We start from the raw sequence: 11,951 nt of genomic DNA, 5'->3' as shown, positions 1-11,951 counted from the left end.
ATCAATGACAATCAAAACAATATATTTAACGGCAATATTAGGTTTGGCGATTTTTTCCTGCCAAAGCCAGGATTCGATTACGGAATTGAGTCAGGATGAGATTTTCAGACAGACCAATATCTTTCCACAACCACCCAATCAATGGATGGGAAGTGGCAATGCTTATTACACTTCCGGCTACGTTGGCGATGCGATGCCATATTATGAAAATGGTAAATTCCATCTTTTCTTTCTGCACGATGCTAAAACTAAACCTGCAGGCGAAGGATTTCACGATATTCACAGCTTTGAGACGACTAATTTCAAGGATTTTACCTATCAGGGAAGACAAATTCCCTACGGAACAGCTTCCGAACTAGATTTTGGTGTAGGAACGGGGAGTTTGGTGAAAGTTGGAAATACGTATTTTTACTATTACACCGGGCACAATGCAATTGCTTCGTTTTTAGCGGGTAATCCAAGGGAAAGTGTGCTTTTGGCAACAAGTACGGATATGAAAAACTGGACGAAAGTGAAAAATTTTAAAATCACTGCTCCGGTTGGCTATTATGATTATGAATTCCGAGACCCGCACGTTTTCTTCAATGCTGAAGATGGAAAATACTGGATGCTGGTTTCTGCACAGACTTCTGCTAAAAAAGCGGTTGTTCTTAAATTTACCACAACCAATCCTGCCAGCGGAAATTGGACGGTGGAAAATCCGATTTACACGACAACTTCTTCGGAAAATTACATTATGCTGGAATGTCCCGACCTTTTCAAAATGGGCAATTACTGGTATCTTGTTTTCTCTGAAAATTGGAGCAACAACAGCGGAACACATTACAGAATGGCTGGTTCACCAAACGGACCTTGGACAACGCCAGCGAATGACCGATTGGACGGCTCTTATCTCTATGCTGCAAAAACCGTTTCGGACAATGCCAACCGTTATCTGGTGGGTTGGACTGCAAGAAAAGTCCCTGAAAGCAACACTGGTGGAAAAGACTGGGCAGGAAATCTCGTGACGCATCAATTAGTTCAGAATCCGGATGGAACTTTAGCGGTAAAATCTATTTCTGCCTTGTCATCTGTATTTGGACAAAATGCTTCATTTTCTGTAGATAAAATTTTAGGAAATGCTTCTCAAAATGGGAACGGTTTTAATTTGTCTGCCAATTCGCAAGTGATGTTTGGCAAACTTCAGAAAGCCAATCAAATAAGCTTTACGTTGAACGCTTCTGCAAGTGGAAAATCAGGATTGATTTTGGCGCAGGACGATGAAGGCAAGAATGGTTATAAAATTTCATTTGAACCCTCTGTCAACAGAATCGCGAGTTATGTAATGAATGGCGGAAGTGAGGATTTTGCCAATGCTTATCCTTTGTCCGGAATCTCGGGAACCAACTATAATGTAACAGTTTTCATCAGCAATGATGTTTGTGTGGTCTATGTGAATGACAAGTTGGCGTTCAGCAATCGTGTGTATGATGTTGTTAACAAAAAATGGAGTATTTTTGGTACTGCAGACAGTTCATTCAGTAATATTAATGTCAAAAATCCTTAATTAATGTTCCTTAACAAAAAAATAAATGCAGTAAGTTACGGAGAAGTGCTCTTCGATGTATTTGGAGAAGAAAAGAAAATCGGTGGTGCACCGCTCAATCTGGCTTTGAGAACCGCTTCATTTGGATTTCCGGTAGCGATGATAAGTGCTGTTGGAAATGATGGAGACGGAAAGGTAATTTGTGACTATGTCAGGGAAAACCAACTTGATACCAGCGGAATTATGACAACCCAGGATTATGATACGGGTATTGTTCAGGTAACATTGAATGACCGTGGTTCTGCAACCTACGAAATCAAATTTCCATCTGCCTGGGATTTTATTGAATTGAATGATAATGCACGGAATATCGTTAAAAATGCTGATGTTTTTTTCTTCGGAAGTTTGATTTGCAGAAATGATGTCTCAAGAAATACACTTTTCAGCCTTCTGGATTCCAATTCTGAAATGTTCAAGGTTTTTGATGTGAATCTGAGAAAGCCTTTTTATAATATTGAACTTCTGGAACAATTGATGAACAAAGCAGATTTCATTAAATTCAATGATGAAGAAATCCTAGAGATAGCTTCTGAATTAGGTTTTAAATCTGACAATCTTGAAGATAATATGCAGTTTATCTCGGAAAAAACCAATACAAAATCAATCTGCGTGACTTTGGGAAAACACGGTTCATTATTGTTATGGGAAGGTAAAATCTATCAACACGGTGGTTATCCGGTAAAAGTAGCTGACACGGTTGGAGCAGGTGATTCTTTTCTGGCGAGTCTGATTGCGCAATTGTTGTCCGACAATAATCCAGACACCGCTCTTGATTTTGCGAGTGCAGTCGGAGCTTTGGTGGCAAGTTATAGCGGAGCTAATCCTAAACTCAGAAATGAAGAAATTGAAGGATTAATCAAAGAAAGGGTTTGATAGAATTCTGAGTTTTTATGAAAAATCAGAAAAGAATGGAATAGCGTTAACTGTTTTTAGTTAGCGCTATTTGATTTCGTCTAACTTTACCAACTAGTATTTAAATTTTCTATTGATTCGTAAATTGTTCTATATTTAATATTATGATCTAATGGAGTTATAATTAAAATCCATCCAGCATATCCATGCTTGGAACAAAAAACAATGTTCCCGTCTGAGCAGTACTAAAATCAAGGATGCGGTCATAGTTTCCCGGCGGGTTGCCAATGAACATATTGGTGAGCATTTTTTCAACCGTACTGAATGTGCTCGCATAGCAGATAAAATAAGTGCCCATTTCATTCGTTGTTACATTTCCAAAAGGCATATTGTCACGAACAACCTTAAAATCATCACCAATATTAGCTAATGCGATGTGTGAGTTTTTGGGCTTTACATCATCATCTATTTCAATATCATGGTCTTTGGATCTACCGATTACTTTTTCCTGTTCTTCTACGGAAAGCGATTTCCAGGCATCAAGGTTGTGGATGTATTTTTGTACAAAAAGATAGCTTCCCCTTTCATACTGCTGATCAGAACCATCTATGATAGCAAAATGATCGCGGTCTTTGCCATGCGGATTTTCAGTGCCGTCAACAAAACCTAAAATAGACCGGCTGTCCCAATAACGGAAGCCCTGTACCTCGACGACACAATCTGCTATATCCTTCATGTATCCGGAAATTGTATAAGACATATCATAAGCAAAGCTTTTTTCATCAGCCCGGATATGAAAATGCACATCTCCTTTTGTGCTTACTGCCGTATGTTTGCTCCCTTTTATTTCCTAGAATTTTTTTAATTCTTTAGGCAGTGGTTGAGGCAACTGAAGTTGTTGCCATGCTTCGTAGCCGATTCCCATTACACAGCTGGCTTTAGAATCAGGAAAACGGTCAAGTCCGAATTATTTAGATTAATGACCAAAGCACAGACTCATTGGAAAACCGATTTTATTTTAGCAGGATCAACATTGTCCTTAAAATTCCATACTAAAAAATAGGTATTGTTATTCGGATAGTCTGTAACATTCTGTGCGTTATAATCAGTAGAAGAAGTAGTATTCATTGAAATGGATATATCGTTTTAATAAATCAAATTTAATAAATGCTGTTGGGATAATATGGATGGTTTTATAAAATAAACAATTCAAAATATTTTTCTCACAAATTGCGGTAGAAACTTTTTATGATACCTTCGTTTGAAGCCCTAAAAATGAGTATTATTATAAGAAAATTAATTCTGCACAATATATGGGGCATTGAGAAATCCTTTTCTTTTTTTTAATCATCGCTTTCATTTATTCTTCTGTAGGATTTGGTGGAGGATTCAGTTACCTTGCTGTTCTGGCAATGTACATTCTGCCTTATCAGGAAATATGTTTAACAGCATTTATGTGTAATGTTATTGTAGTAATTGGAGGAGTAGTTATTTACATCAGAAATAAGCAGATTGACTGGAAGAAAATACTGCCCCTTACCATTGTAAGTGTCCCTATGGCGTATCTGGGAGCCGTTTTGAAAATAAGCCAGGAAACTTTTTTCCTGATATTGGGTGTCACCTTAATCATTGCTGCACTGTTGTTGTGGATAAAGACAGAAGCAAAAAATGGAGAAAATCTTCAGGAATACAGCAAAACATCTCTTTTAAAAAACAGCTTTTTAGGTGATGGAATCGGGTTTTTATCAGGATTAATAGGCATTGGTGGCGGAATTTTTCTTTCCCCTCTGTTAAACCTCATGAAATGGAATACTCCAAGGAAAAGAAGACAGTTGTATTTTCAACAGAAATTAATAAATTTATAACCCTAAATACTCTTTAAGAATTTATTCCAAAATGTCCAATTTAGTTTGAAGACGTACAAATGAAATACAAAGTAGAATTAGAAAATCCTACATTTAAATTAAATTCTTTGAAAATTTCTTCTGAAAATGAAAATGTTGAACAAAAGATTGATTAGGCGTTAAAGGCCATTACAAATATTTCTGAAAGGTATAAAAATGCAAATACTCTAGATAAGAAAGCGATTGTTGGTTTGATATATTCTGAAAAGTTAATCTTCGATGGAGAGAATTTTCAAACACCTAAAATGAACATTGTTGATCAATGTATTTATCAGTATAACAATGGGTTAGGAAATAAAAAAACCGACATAAGAGAGTAAAATCTACAAATGTCGGTCTTGTGAACTCGACAGGATTCAAACCTGTAACCTTCTGAGCCGTAATCAGATGCGCTATTCAGTTGCGCCACGAGTCCTTTGTTTCCTTATCGTTTAAAGGTTTGCAAATATAGTACTTTTTTCCGTTCTTTGAAACATGAAACGCATTTTTTTACTTTTAATTTTATTTCTTTTTTCAGTTTCATGTAAAAAGGAAATCCCTCAGGAATTAAATAAAAACATAACTATCTCATCACGAGTTAATTATATTGAAAATTTAGACAATTTGATTTTAACATCCGGAAAATTTAAAAATACAATTCCGAGTCAAAAATTACCTTTCAAAACTGTAATGTTGCTTAATTCAAGCTTAATTGGCTTTTTTTCTGAGCTCAATCTTGAAAATAAAATCACTGGTGTTTCCAGTCCAGAGTATGTTTTCTCAGAAAAAATTCATCAATTAATCAAAGAAAATAAAATTCAAAACATCGGAAACGAGCAGAAGTATAACATCGAAAAAATTCTGGCAAACAAACCCGATGTTATTTTTACCAATTATGTTCCCAACTTTGCAAACACTTATGATATTCTAAAAAAAAACGGAATCGAAGTCATTTTCTTAGACGAATTTTTAGAACAGAACCCATTAGAAAAATCAAAATATCTTTTGCTCTTCGGAAAGTTATTTGGAGTGGAGGAGAAAGCTGAAAAAGCTTATCAAAACATCGAAAATAATTACAAAAAAATCCAGACATTAAGCAAAAATTCAAAATCAGAATCTTTAGTACTATGTAATGAGATGTACGGAAGTCAATGGTTTTTACCCGGCGGAGATTCCTTTGTTGCCAAACTGATTAACGATGCAGGCGGAAATTATATTTTGAAAGATAACAAAGAATCAAGCTCAGTTCCGTTGAGTTTTGAAGAAGTCTTTGTAAAAGCAAAAAAAGCCAATTATTGGATTAATATCAGCCCTCACAAAAACAAAAAAGAATTGTTGACAATGAATCCAAACTACAGCAAAATGGGCGCTTTCAACTCAGGCAAATTATATATGATTAATAATAAGGAGAATAACCAAGCCAACGATTATTTTGAAAGTGGCGTTGTAAGATGCGATTTAGTTTTGAGAGATTATTTCAAGATTTTCCATCCAGAAGACGTAACTTTCCAGTCAGAACCATTAATATATATGAAAGAGCTTAAATAATGGAAAATCAAAATTACAAATTAGATTTTTTCACAGGAATTATTCTTGTTGTAGGACTTTATATAGGCGCAGGATTAGCTCAGGCAGTTGGATTGGGAATATCGGCGTTATTCAGTCAAGATATCCAGCTGACAGGCGGTTTTTCGTTGTTCGCATATGTAATGACAATGCTGATTCCCATTTTATTTTTCTATTTTTTGATTGCCAAAAACGAAGGGAAAAAGCTCTGTTTCAATTTTTCTACAAAACCACTCCGAGTTTATCTTTTGATATTTCCAATGATGTTTGGGATGATGCTGATTGCAGATTACACCACACAACTTATCCCGACAACAGGGCCTTTTTTAGGAGAGATTTACAAAATGTACAATGACGAATTTGCCAAACTTTTGTCCAGTCCAGTTTTGTTAATCCTAATGACAGTCATACTTGCGCCAATTTTGGAAGAGATACTTTTCCGTGGAATCATAATGAAAGGAATGATAAATAACAATGTGAAACCTGTAACGGCAATTATCGTTTCAGCGTTCATTTTTGGAGCAGTTCATTTCAATCCTTGGCAATTTGCGGGCGCATTTTTACTCGGTTTGGTATTAGGTTTGGTGTACTACAAAACGAAATCTCTGCTGATGTCAATTTTGTTGCACGCCTTCAATAATCTCTTATCAGCATTGATGATGATGTATTCTGATTCAGAAACATTTTCTGAATTATTCAAATTAAACAAAGAAATAGTACTTGTTTTAGGAATTGTAATTTTTGCAATACCATTTTACTTTTTCACAATCAACAAAAATATTATTTATAAAGATTAAAATTATGGCAGCTATATACTCTTTAGTTTATCCTGAGTTTGTCGAAGGACTCCCAATCTTTTTTGCAGACGACTTCCAGTTCAATAGAATCCCAAGTCCACGCAAAAAAGATTTCCGCTCAAGCCGGGCTGCAGCTTCGCAAAGTTCAACATTTGTAATGCATTCAAACTTGTCAAAAAATCGAACTTTCAAAATTTAAATCACAATCATTTATCAATTATCATTTATAATAACATATGGAAATCCTTGTAGCCACACATAACTTACATAAAAAAGAAGAGATTCAGCAGATTCTCGGAACAGAATATATTGTGACAAGTTTGTCAGATTACAATTTGAATGAAGAAATCATCGAGGACGGAAATAGCTTCCAAGAAAACGCACTCATCAAAGCAAAATACTGTTTCGAAAAAACCGGAAAAGGAAGTGTAGGCGATGACAGCGGATTAGTTGTAGAAGCTTTGGATGGAAGACCAGGGATTTATTCAGCACGTTATGCAGGTAATCACAATTTCCAAAAAAACATCGAAAAAGTTTTGGAAGAGATGAAAGGCGAGCCCAATAGAAGAGCTTATTTCATCACTGTTTTATGTTTCAAAGATAAAGATGGCGAACATTACTTCGAAGGTCGTGTTTATGGTAATTTGACCACTGAGGTTTTTGGCTCAGATGGATTTGGCTACGACCCAATTTTCATTCCGGATGATTACAATATGACATTTGCTCAGATGTTGTCCGAAGAAAAAAACAAAATCAGCCATCGAAGTGAAGCTTTGAAATTATTTCTAGAATTTTTGAATTCCAGAGGGGGTATTTTGTAATTTTTGTGATGTTTTTGTATCTTTAGCCTTTTAATTTTCCACATATTTTAGAAAATTGAGTACATATCTTACAATCTTAGGATTCAATTCAGCAATTCCGACCATTAATTCCTCGCCAACTTCACAGTTTCTAGAAATGGAAGAACGTCATTTTTTAATTGATTGTGGCGAAGGAACTCAGGTTCAGATGCGAAAAGCAAAAGTTAGATTTTCTAAGATTAATCATATTTTCATTTCCCACCTTCACGGCGACCATTGTTTTGGTTTACCTGGATTAGTCGCATCTTTCCGATTATTAGGAAGAAAAACCCCTTTGAACATTTACGGTCCAAAAGGAATCAAAAAAATGATGGAAACTATTTTCGAAATCACCGAAACCTACAAAGGCTTCGAAGTCATCTATCACGAATTGGAAGGCAAAGAATCTGTGAAAATATATGAAGATAAAAGGGTAGAAGTCTATACAATCCCATTGAATCACAGAATATATTGCAACGGTTATCTCTTCAAAGAAAAACCAAAAGAACGTCATCTGAATATGAAAGAAATCTCAAAATATAAGGAAATTGAGATTTGTGATTTCCAGAATCTGCGTTTAGGAAAAGACTTTGTTTCGGAAGATGGAAATATTATCAAAAATTCTTTATTGACAACTGATCCGAAACCATCTGTATCTTATGCTTTTTGTAGTGATACTAAATATAACGAAGACATCATTCCAATTATAGAAAACGTAGATGTTCTCTACCACGAGTCCACTTTTCTCCACGTTTTGAAGGAAATGGCAGATTACACCGGACATTCAACCGCTTTGGAAGCTGCAACTATTGCAAAGAAAGCACAAGTTGGAAAATTGATTTTAGGGCATTTCTCCAATCGTTACAGTGACCTGAGTGTAATGACAGACGAAGCCAGACAGATTTTCCCAAACTCTTTCTTGCCAAAAGCTTTGGAGACTGTGAAAGTTGGATAGTTTTATTGAATTTTACTGAGTGGAAAATAACATTCGTTGACAGGATCTAATTCTCCCAACTTATCATCACAAGGAGTTTGCTTTTTCTTCCGCTCTTCAATACTATTTTTATAATCCCTTAAAATCTCTTGAATGTTTTTTGTTGGACTGTCCATTCCACGCCCAATCTTTTTAAAATTAACTTTTATATTTTTTAAAATTTTATAATTACTCAAAGCTTTTTCATTTATATAACTAAAGTCAAATAGGTCGACACAATGACCGTTAAAACCCTGTGATATTTTCCTGCCGAAAATTTGATTTCCATTTAAAAAGCATAACCCAAACCAATTTCCATCATTTTCTGGGTTAATATCCAATACGATTGCCTTGATGTTTTCTTCGCCAATATTAAGTTCGATCAAATCTCCGAACTTTAATTTTAAATTCTTGTCATCAACTTTCCAATAGTTTATAAGAAAAATATTAGGAGAATTATCATCTTCAAATTTTGAATTTTTAGGATTATAATTAGTTAAGAATAACATCAAAAGTAAAATTCTAATATTCATATAATAATATAATTAAAAATTTAGTTAAATTAATAATCATCACACCACATCAATACTCACAATACAAACCGCTAGAGTGATACAGAGTAAAGCAACAAAGAAAAGGATATCGGCAATGTTTTCTAATTTATCTGATAGCTTTTCCTTGTTAGTTCTAATTGCAAGAAAAGAAAAGGCACAACTCATCATCAAACAGAGAATCGCACCAACTGTAAACTCATCAAGATAAGATGAATGATTAAACTTAGAAATCTTCAAAGAAGTAATAATAACTAAACAAAATCCCAGAAGATTTGTAGATGCATTCAAGATATGAGGTGCCGTTTTTTTCATTTATTAAATTTGATCATTCAAAAATATTCAATAATTCTCTGTAAAATAGACATTTAATGAAATTTAATACTTTATTTAAAATTTCTTACTTTTACTAAATATCAAATTAATAAAAAATTAAGTAAAAAATTTTATATTTGTCAAAACCCTAAGTTATGCAATCAACATATATAGAAACTCAGCAAATCTCTTTTCAGGACTTCAAAAGCAGTATTTTAGATGACTATCGATTAGGAAGAATTTCCCGCGAAATGTCATATCTAGGAAGAAGAGAAGTTCTTACGGGGAAAGCAAAGTTCGGAATTTTCGGAGACGGAAAAGAATTACCTCAATTGGCAATGGCAAAAGTTTTCAGAAATGGAGATTTTCGTTCCGGATATTATCGTGATCAGACATTTGCTTTGGCAATCGATGCAGTTTCTATAGAAAGTTTTTTTGCACAATTATACGCAGATACTAGTGTAGAAAGAGAGCCAGCTTCTGCAGGTCGCCAAATGAATGGCCATTATGCTACAAGAAGTTTGAATGCAGATGGAAGCTGGAAAGATTTGACTGCTCAAAAAAATATCTCATCGGATATTTCTCCTACAGCAGGACAAATGCCAAGATTATTAGGTTTAGCTCAGGCTTCCAAAGTTTATAAATCTGTAAAATTCGATGGTTCTGAGAAGTTTTCAAAAGAAGGAAATGAAGTAGCTTTTGGAACAATTGGTGATGCTTCTACGGCTGAAGGTCATTTCTGGGAAACTTTGAACGCTGCTTGTGCTCTACAAGTTCCAATGATTGTTTCGATTTGGGATGACGGTTATGGGATTTCCGTACCGACTCAAAACCAAAGAGCAAAAGCCGATATTTCTGAAATGCTTTCTGGTTTCCAAAGAAAAACTGACGAAAAACAAGGTTGCGAAATAATCCAAGTGAAAGCTTGGGATTATCCAGCGCTGATGGAAGCTTATGCAAAAGCAGAACATTTTGCAAGATATGAAAGCGTGCCTGTTGTAATTCACGTAACTGAAGTGACACAACCGCAAGGACATTCTACTTCTGGATCGCACGAGCGTTACAAATCTGAAGATCGATTGCATTGGGAATCAGAATTTGATGGTTTGATAAAATTCAAAGAGTGGATTTTGGATTACAGTATAGAAATCGAAGGAAATGAAGAATATCTTGCCTCTGTAGAAGAATTAGATTTGATAGATGCAGAAGCTAAAAAATTAGTAAAAGATGGACAGAAAAAAGCTTGGGAAGTTTATCAAAAAACAATCACAGATATAAAACGAGAAGCTTTATTATTAATAGAACCTCTTAAGAATCAAAATACTGAAGTTTTTAATTTCATTGAAAACTTTAACAAAGTGATATCCGTAAGTAAGAAAGACGTATTTCATCTAATAAGACAAACTTTATTATCTACCCGAGCACAAGTTTCTCCCGAAAGAAATGCTTTGAAAGCTAAATATGAAGAGTTTCTGAAAGTTGAAAAAGATAATTATTCTTCACACCTTTACTCTCAATCCCAGTGGAAAGCAACCAATGTTAAAGAAATCAAGCCTATCTACTCAGAATCTTCTGAAGAAGTTGATGGAAGAGTAGTTGTAAGAAATAACTTCGATAAGATTTTTGAAAAATATCCTCAAGCTTTAGTTTTTGGAGAAGATGCTGGAAATATTGGAGATGTCAACCAAGGATTGGAAGGTCTACAAGAAAAATATGGCGATGTGAGAATTGCTGATACAGGAATCCGTGAAGCAACAATCCTCGGGCAAGGAATTGGAATGGCAATGCGTGGATTGAAGCCAATTGCCGAAATCCAATATCTGGATTATATTTTATATTGTCTTCAAGGGATGAGTGATGATTTGGCGACCGTTCAATATAGAACAAGAGGAGGTCAAAAAGCACCCGTAATCATCAGAACAAGAGGACATAGATTGGAAGGCGTTTGGCATTCTGGCTCTCCAATGGCGGGAATCCTTAATCTATCAAAAGGCATTAATATATTAGTTCCAAGAAGTTTAACAAAAGCTGCTGGATTTTACAATACAATGCTCCAAAGTGACGAGCCTGCTGTGATTGTAGAATGTTTAAATGGCTACAGATTAAAAGAAAAGCAACCTGACAATCTTGGAGAATTTACTATTCCTGTAGGAAAAATTGAAGTAACCAAAGAAGGAAAAGATGTAACTCTAGTAACTTATGGTTCAACATGGAGAATAGTTTCAGAAGCAGCAAAAGAACTAGAAAAAGTAGGAATCTCAGCAGAAGTAATTGATGTTCAGTCTTTGATTCCTTTTGATTTGTCTCACGAAATTGCAGAAAGTGTTAAGAAAACCAATAGATTGGTTGTGATTGATGAAGATGTAGAAGGCGGAACTTCGGCATTTATTCTTCAACAGATTTTAGAGAAGCAAAAGGCTTTCAAATTTTTAGATTCTGAGCCTTTAACTATTTCCTCGGAGAACCATAGACCTGCTTATGCAAGTGATGGAGATTATTTTAGTAAACCTTCTGCTGATGATATGGTAGAAAAGATCTATACAATTTTCAATGAAATAAATCCTCAAAAATATCCAGCGATTTATTAATA

General features: G+C 34.8%; 11 protein-coding genes, 1 tRNA gene and 1 pseudogene. 9 read left to right on the top strand and 4 right to left on the bottom strand.

The features are described from left to right. Nucleotides 1-4 precede the first annotated feature (4 nt). Entirely contained in the window at nucleotides 5-1,546 is a 1,542-nt protein-coding gene (locus RTY06_RS10125) for a glycoside hydrolase family 32 protein (protein ID WP_312824646.1), read from the top strand. 3 nt (nucleotides 1,547-1,549) lie between these two features. Next, entirely contained in the window at nucleotides 1,550-2,458 is a 909-nt protein-coding gene (locus RTY06_RS10120; protein WP_312824645.1) for a carbohydrate kinase, read from the top strand. A 163-nt stretch (nucleotides 2,459-2,621) separates the two neighbouring features. Here RTY06_RS10120 and RTY06_RS10115 read toward each other — a convergent pair. Beyond that, nucleotides 2,622-3,565, bottom strand: a pseudogene (locus RTY06_RS10115) (Dyp-type peroxidase). A gap of 200 nt (nucleotides 3,566-3,765) precedes the next feature. Here RTY06_RS10115 and RTY06_RS10110 point away from each other — a divergent pair. After that, the gene (locus RTY06_RS10110; RefSeq protein ID WP_312824743.1) at nucleotides 3,766-4,302 is read left to right on the top strand and encodes a sulfite exporter TauE/SafE family protein; all 537 of its coding nucleotides are present in this window, start codon (nucleotides 3,766-3,768) and stop codon (nucleotides 4,300-4,302) included. A gap of 380 nt (nucleotides 4,303-4,682) precedes the next feature. Here the strand turns inward: RTY06_RS10110 and RTY06_RS10105 are convergent. Further along, nucleotides 4,683-4,756 (bottom strand) — tRNA-Arg (locus tag RTY06_RS10105). A 188-nt stretch (nucleotides 4,757-4,944) separates the two neighbouring features. Between RTY06_RS10105 and RTY06_RS10100 the strand changes: the two genes are divergently transcribed. The 5 genes from RTY06_RS10100 to RTY06_RS10080 are packed head-to-tail and all read left to right on the top strand — an operon-like array spanning nucleotide 4,945 to nucleotide 8,477. After that, a complete protein-coding gene (locus RTY06_RS10100) occupies nucleotides 4,945-5,868 on the top strand; it encodes an ABC transporter substrate-binding protein (protein WP_312824644.1) in 924 nt (307 codons plus the stop codon). After that, on the top strand, nucleotides 5,868-6,683 hold the full coding sequence (locus tag RTY06_RS10095; RefSeq protein WP_312824643.1) for a type II CAAX endopeptidase family protein: 816 nt from the start codon (nucleotides 5,868-5,870) through the stop codon (nucleotides 6,681-6,683). Before RTY06_RS10100 ends, RTY06_RS10095 begins: the two co-directional genes overlap by 1 nt. A 4-nt stretch (nucleotides 6,684-6,687) precedes the next feature. Beyond that, a complete protein-coding gene (locus tag RTY06_RS10090) occupies nucleotides 6,688-6,882 on the top strand; it encodes a hypothetical protein (protein WP_312824642.1) in 195 nt (64 codons plus the stop codon). Nucleotides 6,883-6,919: 37 nt separating this feature from the next. Then, nucleotides 6,920-7,504 carry an RdgB/HAM1 family non-canonical purine NTP pyrophosphatase gene (rdgB, locus tag RTY06_RS10085; protein ID WP_312824641.1) on the top strand — a complete coding sequence of 195 codons (585 nt, stop codon included), beginning with the start codon at nucleotides 6,920-6,922 and terminating at the stop codon, nucleotides 7,502-7,504. A gap of 55 nt (nucleotides 7,505-7,559) precedes the next feature. After that, on the top strand, nucleotides 7,560-8,477 hold the full coding sequence (locus tag RTY06_RS10080; RefSeq protein ID WP_312824640.1) for a ribonuclease Z: 918 nt from the start codon (nucleotides 7,560-7,562) through the stop codon (nucleotides 8,475-8,477). A 2-nt stretch (nucleotides 8,478-8,479) separates the two neighbouring features. Here the strand turns inward: RTY06_RS10080 and RTY06_RS10075 are convergent, their stop codons facing one another. Beyond that, nucleotides 8,480-9,028 carry a hypothetical protein gene (locus RTY06_RS10075; protein WP_312824638.1) on the bottom strand — a complete coding sequence of 183 codons (549 nt, stop codon included), beginning with the start codon at nucleotides 9,026-9,028 and terminating at the stop codon, nucleotides 8,480-8,482. Between the two features lie 39 nt (nucleotides 9,029-9,067). Next, nucleotides 9,068-9,361, bottom strand: coding sequence for a hypothetical protein (locus RTY06_RS10070; RefSeq protein WP_312824636.1), 294 nt, complete (start codon nucleotides 9,359-9,361; stop codon nucleotides 9,068-9,070). 155 nt (nucleotides 9,362-9,516) lie between these two features. Here RTY06_RS10070 and RTY06_RS10065 point away from each other — a divergent pair, with 155 nt between their 5' ends. Continuing rightward, entirely contained in the window at nucleotides 9,517-11,949 is a 2,433-nt protein-coding gene (locus RTY06_RS10065) for a thiamine pyrophosphate-dependent enzyme (RefSeq protein WP_312824635.1), read from the top strand. Nucleotides 11,950-11,951 lie beyond the last annotated feature (2 nt).

The organism is Epilithonimonas sp., assembly GCF_032055105.1.
Lineage (GTDB): Bacteria > Bacteroidota > Bacteroidia > Flavobacteriales > Weeksellaceae > Epilithonimonas.
Note: the sequence above shows the minus strand (reverse complement) of the source record. Positions and strands in the feature narration are given on the sequence as shown.